The following is a 16,279-nucleotide window of genomic DNA, read 5'->3' as shown; positions in this document are numbered from 1 at the left end:
ATCTCCTACTGTAACATCTCGCGGATGGTATCGGCAACTCGTGTTGCATTCGGCAAACTCATTCGTTCTAAGTTGGCGGCGTAAGACATAGGAACATCCATTTGAGTCACTCGTTCCACAGGATGATCCAAATAGGCGAAGGCATTTTTTTGGATGAGGTAAGCAATTTGAGCCCCAAATCCTGCTACAGGCCATCCTTCTTCCACAACCAAAGCTCGGTTTGTTTTTTTGACCGATTCGTAAATGAGATTTTCATCTAACGGACGTAAACTGCGAAGATCCACAATTTCTACAGAGATTCCTTCTTTTTCTAAAATGGCCGCCGCTTCTTCAGCAAACCCGAGGGCTCTTGACCAAGTTACAAGGGTAATGTCTGTACCTTTTCTTTTGATTTCACCAAGACCTAAAGGGATTGTGTATTCCTGTTCCGGGACTTCTCCTTTGGATCCGTATAACACTTCTGATTCGATAAAGATCGTTGGGTTATTGTCTCTGATGGAGGATTTGAGTAGTCCGTATGCATCTTTTGGTGTGGCAGGACAAACCACTTTGAGGCCGGGGCAATGGGCATACCAAGATTCGAAGGCCTGCGAGTGTTGGGCACCAAGCCTTCCTCCCGCACCACCGGCACCACGAAAGACAATCGGCATGGGAAATTGACCCCCACTCATATAATTCATTTTGGCAGCTGAGTTGATGATTTGGTCAATGGCAACAAGGGAAAAGTTCCAAGTCATAAATTCAATGATGGGACGTAAGCCCACCATCGCCGAACCCACTCCAATCCCCGCAAATCCATTTTCGGAAATGGGAGTGTCGATCACTCTTTCTTCTCCAAATCTATCAAGCATTCCTTGGGATACTTTATATGCCCCTTGGTAATGCCCCACTTCTTCTCCCATCAGGTAAATGAGTGGATCTTTTTCCATCTCTTCCACCATGGCACGGTTCAGAGCTTCTCTATAAGTTAGGATGGCCATTTATTTATCCTCCGCATACACATACTTGTGTAATTGAGAGAGCGGAGGTTCTGGTGAGGTTTCTGCATATTGATAAGCTTCATCGATTTGCGATTGGATTTCCAAATCCATTTTATCTAATTCCTCTGTTTTAATACCACCTAACTCTAGCTCATGTCTTGCTCGCATCAGAGGGTCTTTCTTTTTATACGCTTCTAATTCTTCTTTGGTTCTATACTTAGCCGGATCGGACATGGAGTGGCCACGAAACCGGTAAGTGGAAACTTCAATGAGTGTGGGACCTTCCCCGCGTCTTGCTCGTTCCACTGCCACTTGGACATGGTCTTTTACCTTTCTCACTTCATCACCTTCGATATGATCGCGAGCCATATCGTAAGCATATGCTCTCACCGATACATCTTTGACAGCAAGAGCACGGTATTCTGGAGTTCCCATCGCATAATGGTTGTTCTCACAAATAAATACTACGGGGAGTTTCCAAATGGCAGCGAGGTTTAAGCCTTCATGAAAGGAGCCGATATTGGCAGCTCCTTCTCCAAAAAAACAAATCGTCACAGAATCTTCTTTTTTAAATTTAGAGGCAAATGCAATCCCTGCGGCAAGAGAGATATGCCCACCCACAATTCCGTGCCCGCCCATAAAATGAGCGTTCCTATCAAAAAAGTGCATTGAACCGCCGTTACCTTTTGAAATACCTGTGCCTTTTCCAAATAACTCTGCCATCAATGGTTTGGGATTTAAGCCCCTTGCCAAAGCATGGCCATGGTCTCTATATGTCGAAACAATATAGTCCTTTGGGGTGAGGGCCGCAATGGAACCAACTCCCACTGCCTCTTGGCCGATGTACAAATGTAAAAAACCACCAATCTTTCCTACGCTATAGGCTTTGGCAGCGGCTTCCTCAAACTTTCGTATAAGTACCATTTGTCTGTAGAACTCTTTCAACTCGCTCACTGATTGTGAGTCTTTTGGGATAGAAGAAACCAACGAGAACCTCCAAAACGTCTAAAAAACTACACTATTTAGACGCAGAAGGAAAGCAAAAATCTTGCTCTCCAAGGCTCTTCTATGAGACACTTTCCATAGGATACTTATGAAAATAACGAATGCTGGTATCGAATTCTTAGAATTCAATGAATTTAAAAATTTTGCAGTGGATTATGATTTATTAGGATCAGTTTCCCTTAGCGAACCTGTTGTTGGAAAAAACGGAAATATTTTAATCAAAGAGAAAGTTGCGATCAAAGAAAATATTTTAATGAAGTTAGAAGGAATGGAAGGAAACTACATTCCTTCTTTCAAACTTGCCATGTCGAAGGATTTGATGCGGATGCTTCGGATGGTACTTTCCAAAGCAATCCTCAGTCGAATCGAAGATAGATCCAATGAATTCATCTATCATTTATATGAACAAAATGCTGAAAGAATGGCAAGCCTCAAAGGAATCATTCAGAATTCATTTTATTCAAAATCATTGGCTTTGTCTTTTTTCAGAATTTTACTAAGCCATAAAGAATTTTTTAATCATTTAGCTGACTTTGGACTGATCAGTTTGGGTGCGGTCATTCAAAAAAAATATGGATTTAAAATGGTGAACCGGTTTAGTTTCCTTGCTGGTCTTTGTGCCGATATTTCTGTTTCAAAAGAAGGATTGTACAAACAAAGTTTTTTTGGTTCTTCCTTAACTTCTGCGGTTGGACTTTCTCTTGAAATTGCAAGGAAACTCAATCTTCCAGAAGAAGTGATTAGTGCCATAAACAACCATGGTTCGAATGGGTTTGAAATTCCTGGTGTATCACCTGCCAATATAAACGTTGAGGAACTAAGGAAACACCAACTCAACCAAGACCTTCTTACGGGAAGTGGAATGGAAGATGATGCTAGTGACGATGAAGAAGAAGCAGGTGAGTATGCAGATGATACGGCAGAAGTCACACTCGATGCTTTAAAAATTGCTCGTTATATCATTGAGAATTTAAAAATAACATCGGATAAGGAACATGTTTCTGAAAAACTTCTGGTGATGTTTACTTACAATGCGGAGAAGGGATTATTCAGAAAAGACCTAGCCGATCCAATGATTGACCGGTTCAAAGAATTTGACCAAGCCATCAAACGAATTCGAACCATAGCAGATATTGAAAACAAATGTAAGTTCCAAACTTCAGCTTGGGCCTATCCAAAACCAAAAGCCGCACAGATTTTATGCAGAGATAAAAATTACCAATGCCCTTGGATTGTGAATGGTTGGGATTTAAGAATCATTTCTCCACAAGATCCATTTGGACATATTGGAATCTCGTTGGATGTGGGAACTTATCCCAAATGCGCGTTAGAAGAAGAACTTCATGAAAAAATTAAATATTCAGATAGTTAGATTTAGATATTTAAAATTCAAAATACTGAAAATTGAATAGAGATTAGAATTATAAGATTTCGATCTTTAAAAATTGAAAAGGAACTTTGAATTGAGTATTAAAATTTGAATCACTTATAAATAAAAAAACCAACCGTTAAACGGTTGGTTTTCTTTTTACAAAGAAAAGATGTTTAGAAACCAGCAGGTTTTTTAATGTCTTTTGTTGCGTCTTTGATGGCGCCTGTTGCTGCTTTTTTAGCTTCTGCTTCTGCTGTTTTCATAGCTGCATCAACTTTTTTCTCTACTTCTGTAGATACTTTTTTTGCCGCATCTTCAACAGTTTCCATTTTTTCTTCAACAACTGGCTCTTCTTTTTTGCAGAAAGCAAGTCCAGAAGCCATAGTCACACCAAGAATTAAAACGAGTAGTTTTTTATTCATTGAAAGTTTTCTCCTAAAATCTTTTAATTCTGCCAAAACTACTCGATTGCGATTTCTTTTGAAAGAAATTTCTGTATCTGAATCGAAAATTATGCCTTAGGAATGAACGTAAGGAATTCTTCTACTTCCTTCTTACTTCCAATAACGAGCGTTGTTCTTTCATGAAGTTCTTTTGGAGTCAGATCAAGGATTCTCTCTCCTTTCACAGTCACTGCCATTCCTCCGGCTTGTTCTGCAATAAAGGCCATTGGTGCTGCTTCATAGAGCAATCGGAGTTTACCATTTGGGTATTTAGAAGATTTTGTATCGTTTGGATAAAGGAAAATCCCACCTTTGAGAAGGTTTCTATGGAAATCGGCTACTAGGGATCCAATGTAACGGGCCGTTTTTGGTTTTTTTCCACCTTCGATGGACTTAATTTTTTGGAGGTAAGCTTGTACTTCCGGGGACCAATAGGATGCATTTCCTTCATTGGCAGAGTAAATATCACCGGAAGCAGGCATTTGCATATTGGGGTGAGAGAGTAAAAATTCCCCCACACTTGGATCCAAGGTAAATCCCGAAACTCCCTTTCCTGTGGAAAGGACAAGCATCGTGGAAGATCCGTAGATGATATAACCCGCACAACGTTGTAAATGGCCTTGTTGCAATAGGTCGCGTTCGCCACCTGGTTCTTTTGAATTTGGTTCTAACCTTTGGTGGATGGAGAAAATGGTTCCGATGGATACGTTGGTGTCGATGTTGGAAGATCCATCTAAAGGATCAATGGCCATGGTATACTTCCCAATATTGTATCCCCCAGGAATCGGGATGATGTGTTCGTGTTCTTCACTTGCGAGCACACAAAGGTGGCCACAAATTTTTAGGGATTGGTTGAAAGCATTGTCCGCGTATTGGTCCAGTTTCATCTGGGTTTCGCCTTGGACATTGGTGTCTTCTGTGGCACCGAGAATGTCATCCAAAAGTCCTGCCTTTCTCACTTCACGACCGACAATTTTAGCCGCATAAACGAGATGGCTGAGTAGGGCTGTAAATTCTCCGGAAGCGTGAGGGATTTTGAGTTGCTCTTCTAGAATGAATTGCGATAGAGAGATGAGTTTTTTTTGTTTCGGTGTTGCGTTCACAGGTTCCCCGAGTGGTTTTTACTCCATTTTGGGGGGATAACTCCAGGAGCAATCCTTTCTCCTTTTGATTGGCAATGGAGCCGCCGATACTAAAATTAGATTCCAATGACAGATCCAATTCATGTAAATACGTCTCCCTCCATGCAAATGACAGACTACCATTCGAGAAGGCTCGGCATCAGTTTTGCCAGTGTGGGTGCCATTTTGGGTTGGGTTTATCTTGCGGGTGAAATTGTTTATGAATTTGGCAGAACCGAAAAAGAAGAATGGTTGCGAGGCCTTGTTTCTGAAAAACTAACGGATCTGGTTCGGAATTTGGAATTTATGGAACCAAAACCCCTCGGAACATTTACCGAAAGAGGGAAAAACTTAAAAATCAATATCATGCGTCTTCCCGAAGGCGAAGTTCCTGTATTTGTCCTTGTGGTTCAAGAAATCGGACCAGAACTTTCCGAACGAAATTGGGAAGATTTGTCCAACCAGGTTTTGACCTTTTGTGCCACAGGCATTTCCATGCGAGAAAAGAACCTTCTCGATTTCCAAACCATCACTGAGCCGATCCGCAAAAAGATGGAACGTTCCTTTTCTGGACAGACCAAATCCGGAGTCATTGCCTTTTTCCATCTCCAGGATCTTTCGCCCTTTTTCAAACCGATGGGAGTGGTGAAAAGCCAGGAAATTTTAAGGGAAGTCACAACAACCCTCCACAAAGAAACCAGAGAAAATGAATTTAATTTCCAACTGAATCCTAGATCCTATTTTTTATTTTGTCCCGGAGAAACTCTAGATGGAGCCAACCAAAGGTTTGGGTCGCTTTACTTTCCGTCCAAACATTTGATTTTGGATTACAAACTGAAGATTTTTCCCATCGACAGGGACGTTTTGGCCGATGACACCCGATTTTCCTCTATTTTCATTGAAAATTTCTGATTTGTTTTTCGGCTGAATTGACAAATCAGGGCGGTTTCCGATACCGTCAAAACTAGACCATTTTTACAAAAGGACAGTTGTTTGTCTATGACCCCACAAGTAGGGATTTATTTAAAAGAAGGGGAATCTATTGAGGCGGCGCTTCGTAGGTTCAAAAGAGATTGTGCGAATGCTGGTATTATGAGCGAAATCAAACGCCGTGAATACTTCGAAAAGCCTAGTGTTGTGAAAAAGAAGGCTGTCGAAGCGGCAAAACGCAAACGAGACAAAAAGAAAAGATTATTCGCTAAAAAAGATAAACTTTAATCTTTCCGCCGGTGATGCAATGACCCTGCAAGATACGATCAGTACAGATCTAAAAACGGCATTAAAGGCCAAGGATGAAACCGTCCTCGGCACTTTGCGTCTGATCAAAGCAGAAATTCAGTATGAATTAACCAAAACCGGTGCTTCCGAACTGACGGATACTGCAGTGATGCAGATCCTCAAATCCAATTTCAAACGAAGAAAGGACACGGCTGTCGAATATGACAAAGCCAATCGTCCTGATCTTTCTAGTAAAGAAATTCAGGAAGCAGAAGTCATCTCTCGTTATATTCCAAAAGAAGTCTCCGAAGAAGAAATCTCAATCGCTGTCAACGAAGCCATTGTGGAATTGAATGTGAGCGGAGCCCAGGATATGGGAAAGGTGATGGGTAAAGTAATGGCAAAATTTAAAGGACAAAATATAGACGGCTCCAAGGTATCCTCCCTCGTTAAACAAGCACTTAGCGCCCGTTAATACTGTTATACTGTGAATCCTTACCAAAGTTTTAAAGAAAGAGTTCGCAGAGAAGTCTCCATTGATTCCTATATCAACAGATTTGTTCCCTTACGTCGTATGGGAAGAAACCTCGTTGGAATTTGTCCTTTTCATAATGAAAAAACACCCTCCTTCAATGTAAACGCAGAAGGTGGATTTTACCACTGCTTCGGATGTAAGGCATCTGGAGATTTGTTTCGGTTTGTGATGGACTACCAAAAGGTAGACTTTCTCAAATCTTTAGAAATCCTTTCTGACTATTCTGGAATTCCTCTTGTGGAAAGAACCAAAGAAGAAGAAGAGTCGGAACGAAAAAAAGAAGCACTGTATCAAGTTTCGCAAAAAGCCTTAGAATACTTTCAAAGAAATTTAAATACACAAAGTGGTGAAGTGGCTTTAAAATATTTAGAATCACGCGGATTGTACAGCGAAGATTTAAAAGTTTTTAAAATTGGGTTTGGCCTTCCAGGGTTTGGAAATTTACGCCAAGATTTGTTTAAAACAGAGGCGGAAGTCAAACTTGGGGAGCAGTTAGGCCTTCTCAAACGACAAGACCAAAACAAAGATCCTTATGATTTTTTTCGAAATCGGATCATGTTTCCTGTGATTGACACAAGGGGCCGAGTGATTGCTTATTCGGGACGGATTCTTGGTGAATCAGAAGAAGCAAAATACATCAACAGTCCGAACTCACTCATTTACGACAAAAGTCGCACATTTTATAATTTAAATTTGAGCCAAGACGGAATTAGAAAAACAAGAGAAGCTGTCATCGTCGAAGGTGTGTTTGATGCCATTGGCCTTTTCCGGAAAGGAATTGAGTTTGTCGTCGCACCTCTTGGAACAGGATTTACAGAAGGCCATGTTCGGATTTTAAAAAACATGGCGGACAAAGTGTACTTAATGATGGATTCTGATAAAGCAGGAACCAAAGGTGCCTTTCGCGCTGTGAATCTCCTTTCGAAAGAAGGTGTGGTGGTAAAGGTTTGCCATATCCCGGAAGGAAAAGATCCTTTTGATTATTCCCTCCATCATAACAAACAAGAAATTCGGGATTTACTCGAAGCGGCAGCTCCTGCTTCCCAATTTATGATTCGCGAAATCCTAGGTGGTGCCGGCCCTTCCTCTTTGGCGGAAGAAAAGCAGGCCAGTGTCAAAAAACTCTTTGAATTCCTGAAACCCATGGAAAAAGAAACGGACAAACAAGTCTATTTAGAAGAAGGGGCGCGCCAACTCGGACTTTCTTTTTCTTCGCTTTTTCAGGACTTTCGTGGCAAACCAGGTGTAACTTCGACCCCCTCCATGGTCGATACTAAAAAAGAACGGGCGGCGGCCAAACCGGGGAAACTATCTCCTATTTTGGTTTGTGAACGTAAGATGATCGCAATGCTCATTCAGAATTTGGAACTGTTTAGTTTCGCTGATGATTTGTTAGGCTTAGAATTTCGGGATGAAGTATCCGCTTTTCTTTGGGACTATTTATATACGAAGTATTTGCAGAATGAGAACTTAACAGCTGCTGAGATTCTTTCGAGGGAAGAAATTCCTTCGGAATACCTGGGAATGATCGCCGAACATTTTACGGCCGATGAATCGACGTCACCAGGATTATTTAAAGGGATGTTTCTTTACCATGCGGATTTGTTGGATGACGCAAGGATGGAAGAACTTGTCAAAGAGATGGCCAAACCTGACTTAACGATTGAAGAAAAGAACAATCTTCTGTCAGAACTTTCGCTTTTAAAAAGTGAAAAAAATAAGAGATCCGTGTATCTCCGAACGATCCAAACGTTAGAAGTATAAAGAGGATAAAGGTAGAATGGAAAATCTAGCAAGCCTACCAGAAGTACAAAAGATCATCTCGATCGGAAAAGCAAATCGAGAGGTATCTTATGATGAAATCAATGAAATACTTCCGGATAAAATTTTAAATTCCGAAAAAATTGATGATGTCTTTACTTTGTTACACGAAATGGGGATCGAAATTGTAGAAGAGTATTCCAAAAAATCTTTGGAAGAATCGAGTTCGCTCACTACTACAAAAGAAGAATCCGCAAAAGAAACGAAAGAGAAACCTGCACGTAAAAAAAGAGAGTCCAGTGTTTCCTCCAGTTCGGAAGATCCAATTCGTCTTTATTTAAAAGAAATTGGTAAAGTATCCCTTATCTCAGGGGAAACAGAAGTGTTTCTTGCTAAACGGATTGAGAAGGGTGAAAAAATTATCGAAGAAACAATTTTAAGTTCTTCGATCCTACGCCAAAACTTTGCCAAACTCATTCCGAAAATTAAGTCCAAAAAAATCAAAGTTTATGACTTGGTGAAAGTGGACAAAATGTACGCACTCAACCAAGAGCAAGCGGACAAATTAGAAAAAGTATTTTTTGAAAACATGGAACTCATCCAACAGGATGAAAAAGTTTTAAACGAATCCACAAACCGCATTCGTAAATACTCTGAAAATTCTAAGAAGTTCAAAGAACTCAAAGAAAAAATCGATATGTCTACCGGCAAAATCGATGAAGCCATTCGTAAAATTGGAGTTTCTCAAAAAGAAATCCAAAAGATCTCTCAAAAGATCAAATCAATGGTATTTCGAGTTAAGGAAATCGAAAAACATTTCCTTAAAATCAAAGCCAAATACGGACATGATGTCCGCGAAATCAAAGCCCTCAATCGTTTCATCGAAAAAAATGAAAACTTAGATGAAATTGAAAAGATGATGGGTTGTGATATTGATGAAGTTAGAGAAGTCATCAAAGACATTCGCAACAACGAAAGAAAACTCCGCCGTATGGAACAGGAAGCTGGTTCTCCTGTTGGGGAAATCAAAGACTGGGGTGAAAAAATCATCAAAGGCGAAAGAGAAATTGCCCAAGCCAAACGTGAACTTGTGCGAGCAAACCTTCGTTTGGTGGTATCCATTGCAAAACGTTATGCCAATCGTGGAATGCACTTCTTTGATTTGATTCAGGAAGGAAACATCGGTCTTATCCGTGCGGTTGATAAGTTCGAATACAAAAAAGGTTATAAATTTTCTACTTACGCCACTTGGTGGATCAGACAAGCCATCACTCGTGCGATTTCTGACCAAGCTCGTACCATCCGTGTTCCAGTTCATATGATCGAACAAGTGAACAAAGTGATTCGGGAAACAAGACTTTTTGTCCAAGAGTTTGGTCGCGATCCATCCAATGATGAAATTGCAGAACGACTCGGCTGGCCAGTGCAAAAAGTGAAGGCTGTGAAAAACGTAGCTCGGGAACCAATCTCTCTTGAGATCCCAGTGGGTTCGGAAGAAGATTCGGAACTCGGAGATTTTATCGAAGACAAAGAAGTCATTTCTCCACTAAACTCCGCAGCTTCCTCTATTTTGTCGGAACAAATCCGTCAGGTTTTACAGACCCTTCCTGCTAGGGAACAAAAGGTCATTCGGATGCGATTTGGTTTGGATGACGGGTATGCGCAAACTCTCGAAGAGGTGGGTTACCAATTCAAAGTAACTCGGGAAAGGATTCGTCAGATCGAAGCAAAAGCACTTCGTAGACTCCGCCACCCAAGTCGTTCCAAAAAACTCAAAGATTATATCGATTAAGAGAAATTGTTTTTCGCTTGATCGAAGTTTCGTTCGGATCCATGGTTTGAAAGTCCATGGGTTCGAACCAATTATCATTTTCTCAGTCTTCTTTATTTTTCCAAAATTCAAAATCCTTTTCTAGTATTGTTTTCGTATTTCTTTTTATTCCTATATTCTTTCACTGTAAAGCATCAGAAAAACAACTAGATTACCTTCGCACACAAAGTCTTGGCCAGGTGAGTCCAGAAGAACCTTGGAAGTTTAGTCCTGAGTTCGCTTTGGATGATAAAACTACCACTGCCTTCTGTGCCAATGCCAAAGAATTAGGATCAGGGTTTACTCTTTACCTTCATTCTTATTCGCAGTTTTCCGCCTTGCGTATGTTTAACGGCTTTCATAAATCAGCGAATGATTTGAAAACAAATGATTCCGTTAAAAAACTGCGGATCACTACTTTTGAAATGGAAACCGATGATTTAAAATCAAAAATGAATATTGGTTCTACACTAGATTTGGAAGTCAGTAAACCTAAATTTGGAAAATCAGGATTTCAAGTTTTTGATTTAGATTCTAAGTTCCAAGGAAATGTAATCCGTTTGGAAATTTTAGAAACACATGGTTTGGGTTCGACGGGTCGTGTTTGTATTTCTGATCTTCAATTTGGAGAAATTAAGAAAGATAGTTTCCTTGCTTATCCTTGGGTCTCTTTTGATAAAATCAAACGAACCATCGAACAATTTGGAAAGGCAGAAAGGCATTTTTCTGGATTCAAACAATTGGTTTTGGCTAACGAAAAGGGAACCATTTCCTTTTATGACCAAGGAACCATCCTTCCTGTTTTTTTTAAAGCCGACCAAACCTTTAGTTTTTCCGAAATGTATGGAGATGGTGATCCTTTAGGATTTTTACCTTCCATTGTGGGAACCTATACCATCCTTCAATCTTCTGAAGAAGGTTTGGAGTTAAATTTAAGTTATTATGATGGGGGCGGTATCGAAAGAAATATTTCCTGGATTTTCAAACGTGCCGAAGTAGGCGATGAAGATTACGAAAATTTCAAAACCAAACTAGGCACTAAGTTTTCCGAAGTGTTTAATCCCAAAACTCATTACCTACTTGTTTTAAAAGAAAAGGAATCGGGAAGAACGTTTTATCATTACGAACTTCCAAAACCCAAATAGGAAAATCCATTTTTTTCATTTGGTGTATTCTGGATAAATTCTATCCGTTTGGATTGAAATTGGTTTAAGAGGACTTGGCTTCGAGAAGTTGAAGAAGATATTCTTTTACGATCTTTGCTTCTTTTTTGAATAGAAATAATCCAATGCTATACCAACCAATTGGTGCCAATAGGATGACTGGGGAAACTTTTTTGTCTAGATCAAACATATTCAGCTGAGATGTGATGCACAATGCAAATACAATACAGTAAAATAAAAAGGTGAGAAAAGCTGCCACTGGATGTATTTTTACAATGATTGAAATAAAAGTAATTTTGGATTCAGGAAAAATGGTTCCTTGTAAGAATGGAAGGTATGCGTTCCGGTATTCTATCATTCGATACATTTGAAATTGATTTTTGATGATCCGATGAAAGTATTTTTGATCTGAGATCGAGTCAATTCGATCCATAATTTCTTTTTGCGAAAGATTTGTGTATAGTATATACCTTTCTCTGAGCCAAACTTTTTTCAAAACAAGTTTTAGTTTTTCTAAGGATTCCTTCCACTTCATCGAAAACAATTTTTCCTAAAGCAATTCACTTTGTTTTTAAATCTGAATTTGTATCTTCGCTGTAACATAGGAAAGGTGTCAGTCCATACCTAGACTACACCTTTTTATACTGTCAATCGCCTTAAGCTATCGTTTTCTTTAAATCTTTGATATGACTAGTCAGTTCGTTTAAAGAAGATTTTTTTTCCGCTTCTTTCCAACCTAGCTCTTTGGAGAGTGCATTGGCAACTGGAACTGCGAGAGATTCCGCTAACTTTAAATCTAGGAATACAACTCTCCATCTTCTGGAAAGCACATCGGTAACAGAAAGGGCAAATTCCTTTTTTACAAAATGTTTGATTTCTTCGACAAAGTAACCGGTTCCTTTTTTGATTTCCTTGGGTTGTTTTCCAAGGATAAACGATACTTCACCACCGTATGCATCCACCAACCGAACCGCGGTTTCATAGGAGAGGTCATATAAGGTTTGGATTTTTGCGATTAAGTGTTTGGAATAACCTTCGGCACCAGGGAAAGCAAAACTAGCAGTGACACATTTCATCTTAGAGGGAAGGTTTCCGACAGAGATTAGTTTGTCTGTTAGGTCTTCTGCCATTTTACGAAAGGTAGACCATTTTCCACCAGACATAGTCACAAGACCCGAGTTTGAGACAAGAATGGCTTCTTCCCGAGAGATTGACTTTGTATCTTTTTTATCACCACTAGAGATGAGAGGGCGTAGCCCAGAAAATAAAGATTCAATGTCTTCTTTGGTTAACTTTGTATCTAAGTAATCATTTCCTGTTTTTAATAAAAATTCCACTTCCGATTGGAGGGGAAGGGGTTCTTCATCGATTTGTTTGATCGCAGTGTCAGTGGTTCCGAGGAGAACCTTACCTTCCCAAGGGATGACAAAAACAACACGACCGTCAGCAGTTTTCGGAATGATCATTGCCGTGCGACAAGGCAACTTTGATTTGTCGAAGACAAGGTGGATTCCTTGGCTTGGCGCGAGGACATTTTCGGCATTTGGGTCATCTAATTTACGAAGTTGGTCAATCCAAACTCCGGTGGTGTTTGCGACAACTTTTGCTTTGATGCTAATTTTCTTTTTGGTGAGTAGATCTTTGGCTGTCACACCAGTAATTTTTCCATTTCCATCTTTTAGAAAGGATAAAACTTCCATTCTAGAAAGTACATCTGCCCCGTTTTCTTTCGCAGCACGAACAGTTGTTACATTGAGCCTTGAGTCATTGAACTGAGCATCGTAATAGGAAATCCCACCTCTCAGTTTTTCTTTTTTGATGGATGCAAAATAATCCACTGCTGTCGCCTTTGAAATTCTTTCGTGTCCGGGAACAATGGACCTTCCGGCGAGGATATCATACATAGTAAGACCAATGGAGAAAAAAGGTTTTTCCCACCAAACGTATGTTGGTAAAACAAACTGCAAAGGTTTTACAAGATGGGGTGCATTGATGAGTAGGCGTTTTCTTTCGGATAGAGCTTCGTAGATTAATTTAAAATGGAACTGGGCTAAATACCTGACCCCTCCGTGGATGAGTTTTGTGGAACGAGAACTAGTTCCTGCAGAGAAATCTTGTTTTTCTAAGAGGGCTACCTTGTATCCTCGTAAACTTGCATCCAGTGCGGTGCCGGATCCTGTGGCGCCTCCGCCGAGTACTAAGACATCGTATTCAGTTGATTCTAATTGTTTTAGCGTTTGTTTTCTTTCATCTAAATGATTCATAAGGGTTTTTACGTACTTTGGTGGTTGCCTATAAAGATTCTACGGTTAGTATTGTCAAAAGTCACCATTTCTACCATCGAAAATTTTTGAATTTGTTATGAAAACTGAAAGAGAATTGAACCAAGAATTAGATACCATCCGCCGCGGAACTGTCGAGATCATTAGCGAAGCAGAATTACTCGAAAAAATAAAATCTAAACCTTCCCTTACCGTCAAAGCCGGTTTTGATCCGACCGCACCCGATTTGCATTTGGGCCATTTTGTTTTGCTTAGAAAACTCAAACACTTTCAAGACCTGGGCCATGAAGTTTGTTTTATGCTTGGTGATTTTACTGCCATGATCGGAGACCCAACAGGTAAATCCGAAACAAGAAAACGTCTTTCAAAGGAAGAGGTTTTGGAAAATTCCAAAACCTACCAAAATCAAGTTTTTAAAATTTTAGATCCCAATAAAACCAAAATCCTATATAACTCTCACTGGTGTTCCGAAATGAAGTTCGAAGATGTTTTGGTTTTAACATCGAAGTACACAGTTTCAAGAATGTTAGAAAGAGATGACTTCACCAAACGGCATAAAGCTGGAACTCCCATTTCCATGATTGAGTTTTTATACCCACTTGTGCAAGGTTATGATTCCGTTGCCATGAAAGCCGATGTGGAACTTGGGGGAACGGATCAAAAGTTTAATATGTTAGTCGGTCGCGACTTACAACGAGAATACGGACAAAAACCACAATCTGTCGTTACCTTGCCATTACTTGTTGGCTTAGACGGTGTCAAAAAAATGTCCAAGTCACTTGGAAACTATGTAGGCATCATAGAAAAACCCATCGACATGTACGGAAAAATCATGTCGATCTCAGATGACCTGATGTGGAATTACTTTGAACTTTTGACAGACCTGCCGATTGCAGAAATGGAAAAAAGAAAGGATGGAATCCGTTCCAAATCCCTTCATCCAAAAGAAGTCAAAACTGAACTTGCTCTTCTTGTGATGGACCAACTCCACCCGGAAGAAGAAAATAGAAAAGCCGTGGAAGAGTGGACTGCCATCCACAATACGAAAAATAGAGCCCTTCCGGATGAAATTCCAACGGAAACGCTGGATTCCTCTTATTTTGCTGAAAAACCTCCACTTCTGGTTTATGTTCTTTCCCAATTAAAATTCATTCCTAGTGTTTCGGAAGGGCGTAGGCTCGTGCAAGCCGGTGGTTTGTATCTAGATGAAGAAAAAATCACAGATCCTTCCTTATCTTTGGAAAAGGGAAAGGAATACTTAGTCCGCCAAGGGAAGAAAGGAAAATTTTTAAAGATAAAGACTTAAAGAGGATGACCTCTCGTTTTAGAACGGAGGAGGCAAATCCGATAATCGAAAGTAAGGAAACCCGTACCCAAATGTCTCTCGACCCGACAAATGAAGAAAAGGAAATTCAAGATATTGTTCATGAACTTTCCCAGGACATCGAGAAGGACAGATTAATCGCTAAAAAACTGAAGAAAATCGCACTGGTTTCCGCACTCAGTTTTGTTGGGATCACAGTTCTTGTCCTTTGCGGGTATTTACTTTATTTAAGCCTCAGTGTAACCAAACTCGAAACCGAAGTCAAAGAAAAAGAAAAGAACTTAAGAGAACTGGAACAATCTCTATTTTCTCTAATGTACCAAGAACAACTCCGGGAAGAATATGCACTGGCAGGGGACGCGGAACCAGATACAGAACTTGCCAAACAAGTTGAAGAAAACATTCAGTTTCTAAAAGAGGTAAGCCAAAATACCAAAGGTCGTAACATACTTCGGGGAAATGAATCTCAAAAAGAAATCGCCCTTACCTTTGATTTGGCAACGGGCGAAGAACTCCCTGTTTTATACAATTATATCAAAGAACATAAAATCAAAGTGACTCTCTTTCTTTCGAATGAGAGACCATCAGACATTAACGGATCTTTTTTCATTCGGAATAATTTAGATTATATCAAACGAATGGCAAAAACTGGTTCAGTGGAATTTGGAAACCATACCTGGTCGCATTTTAATTACCAGAGATCGGTGACGGAAACTTCCTTAAAAAAAAGGACGGTTCTTGAGTATTTATCCAAATCAGTTTTGGATTTACCAAGAATGGCGGAAGAGTTAAAACGAGTAGAAGATACTTTCCATTCGCTCACCAAACAAGAATTAAAAAAATATTACCGACTCCCTTACGGGGCACTCAGTCAGTTGATTTTAGATGCACATGCAAGTCTTGGTTATACGGATCATATTATGTGGTCCAATAACTCCAAAGGTTCTCTTGATTTGCCTGATTATATCAGCAAACAATTCCTTTATAAAAAAACATCCAAAGGCAAAAAGGAAGTGGTTCGCAATCCTCATTACAAAACTGGAGAAGAAACTCTCACGTTTTTAGATAATTGGGAGAAAGCGGATCCAAATGGAATGAACGGAGCCATTATCCTAATGCATTTGGGTGGACCTAGAAAATTTGATAAACTGATTTATATCCTCCCTACCTTCATTGAAAGAATGAAGGAGAAAGGGTATAAGTTTGTGACATTATCCGAAGTTCTTAACGATAAAAAAGACTAAGGAATCTCTTCCGATTTCTTT

The 16,279-nt window shown here is 39.8% G+C and carries 15 protein-coding genes; 9 read left to right on the top strand and 6 right to left on the bottom strand.

The genetic code is table 11. The features are described 5' to 3' along the window. Positions 1–5: 5 nt before the first annotated feature. Both EHQ24_RS04270 and pdhA read right to left on the bottom strand, forming a co-directional pair. Positions 6–980 carry a pyruvate dehydrogenase complex E1 component subunit beta gene (locus EHQ24_RS04270; protein WP_135600447.1) on the bottom strand — a complete coding sequence of 325 codons (975 nt, stop codon included), beginning with the start codon at positions 978–980 and terminating at the stop codon, positions 6–8. Continuing rightward, a complete protein-coding gene (gene pdhA, locus EHQ24_RS04265; protein WP_135600446.1) occupies positions 981–1,967 on the bottom strand; it encodes a pyruvate dehydrogenase (acetyl-transferring) E1 component subunit alpha in 987 nt (328 codons plus the stop codon). Positions 1,968–2,073: 106 nt separating this feature from the next. Between pdhA and EHQ24_RS04260 the strand changes: the two genes are divergently transcribed. After that, positions 2,074–3,357 (top strand): hypothetical protein, encoded by a 1,284-nt coding sequence (locus tag EHQ24_RS04260; RefSeq protein WP_135600445.1) that lies wholly within the window; start codon positions 2,074–2,076, stop codon positions 3,355–3,357. 173 nt (positions 3,358–3,530) lie between these two features. Here the strand turns inward: EHQ24_RS04260 and EHQ24_RS04255 are convergent, their stop codons facing one another. Both EHQ24_RS04255 and fbp read right to left on the bottom strand, forming a co-directional pair. Further along, on the bottom strand, positions 3,531–3,815 hold the full coding sequence (locus EHQ24_RS04255; RefSeq protein WP_244310292.1) for a hypothetical protein: 285 nt from the start codon (positions 3,813–3,815) through the stop codon (positions 3,531–3,533). 53 nt (positions 3,816–3,868) lie between these two features. After that, the gene (fbp, locus tag EHQ24_RS04250; RefSeq protein ID WP_135600444.1) at positions 3,869–4,903 is read right to left on the bottom strand and encodes a class 1 fructose-bisphosphatase; all 1,035 of its coding nucleotides are present in this window, start codon (positions 4,901–4,903) and stop codon (positions 3,869–3,871) included. A gap of 105 nt (positions 4,904–5,008) precedes the next feature. Here fbp and EHQ24_RS04245 point away from each other — a divergent pair, with 105 nt between their 5' ends. From EHQ24_RS04245 to EHQ24_RS04220, 6 genes are all read left to right on the top strand, one after another. Next, positions 5,009–5,833, top strand: a complete 825-nt coding sequence (locus EHQ24_RS04245; RefSeq protein WP_167483043.1) for a hypothetical protein — start codon at positions 5,009–5,011, stop codon at positions 5,831–5,833. A gap of 87 nt (positions 5,834–5,920) precedes the next feature. Further along, positions 5,921–6,139, top strand: a complete 219-nt coding sequence (rpsU, locus tag EHQ24_RS04240; protein ID WP_002973784.1) for a 30S ribosomal protein S21 — start codon at positions 5,921–5,923, stop codon at positions 6,137–6,139. 19 nt (positions 6,140–6,158) lie between these two features. After that, positions 6,159–6,614 carry a GatB/YqeY domain-containing protein gene (locus EHQ24_RS04235; RefSeq protein WP_135600443.1) on the top strand — a complete coding sequence of 152 codons (456 nt, stop codon included), beginning with the start codon at positions 6,159–6,161 and terminating at the stop codon, positions 6,612–6,614. Positions 6,615–6,626: 12 nt separating this feature from the next. Further along, positions 6,627–8,438, top strand: coding sequence for a DNA primase (dnaG, locus tag EHQ24_RS04230; protein WP_135600442.1), 1,812 nt, complete (start codon positions 6,627–6,629; stop codon positions 8,436–8,438). A 16-nt stretch (positions 8,439–8,454) separates the two neighbouring features. After that, a complete protein-coding gene (gene rpoD / locus EHQ24_RS04225) occupies positions 8,455–10,227 on the top strand; it encodes an RNA polymerase sigma factor RpoD (RefSeq protein WP_135600441.1) in 1,773 nt (590 codons plus the stop codon). Between the two features lie 56 nt (positions 10,228–10,283). Beyond that, positions 10,284–11,390: an NADase-type glycan-binding domain-containing protein gene (locus EHQ24_RS04220; RefSeq protein ID WP_135600440.1), complete on the top strand. Its 1,107-nt coding sequence runs from the start codon at positions 10,284–10,286 to the stop codon at positions 11,388–11,390. Positions 11,391–11,454: 64 nt separating this feature from the next. Here EHQ24_RS04220 and EHQ24_RS04215 read toward each other — a convergent pair whose 3' ends face one another. Continuing rightward, complete coding sequence (locus EHQ24_RS04215; protein WP_135600439.1) at positions 11,455–11,943, bottom strand: hypothetical protein; 489 nt, start codon at positions 11,941–11,943, stop codon at positions 11,455–11,457. Between the two features lie 121 nt (positions 11,944–12,064). Beyond that, positions 12,065–13,672, bottom strand: a complete 1,608-nt coding sequence (locus tag EHQ24_RS04210) for a glycerol-3-phosphate dehydrogenase/oxidase (protein WP_135600438.1) — start codon at positions 13,670–13,672, stop codon at positions 12,065–12,067. A 97-nt stretch (positions 13,673–13,769) separates the two neighbouring features. Here EHQ24_RS04210 and tyrS point away from each other — a divergent pair, with 97 nt between their 5' ends. Both tyrS and EHQ24_RS04200 read left to right on the top strand, forming a co-directional pair. Beyond that, positions 13,770–14,996, top strand: coding sequence for a tyrosine--tRNA ligase (gene tyrS, locus EHQ24_RS04205; protein ID WP_135600437.1), 1,227 nt, complete (start codon positions 13,770–13,772; stop codon positions 14,994–14,996). A 71-nt stretch (positions 14,997–15,067) separates the two neighbouring features. Then, a complete protein-coding gene (locus EHQ24_RS04200; protein WP_135600436.1) occupies positions 15,068–16,258 on the top strand; it encodes a polysaccharide deacetylase family protein in 1,191 nt (396 codons plus the stop codon). Positions 16,259–16,279: the final 21 nt, after the last annotated feature.

It is taken from the genome of Leptospira noumeaensis (assembly GCF_004770765.1).
In the GTDB taxonomy this organism is placed as follows: Bacteria; Spirochaetota; Leptospiria; order Leptospirales; family Leptospiraceae; genus Leptospira_A; species Leptospira_A noumeaensis.
The sequence above is the reverse complement of the archived record's forward strand: the minus strand, read 5'-3'. Positions and strand labels throughout refer to the sequence as shown.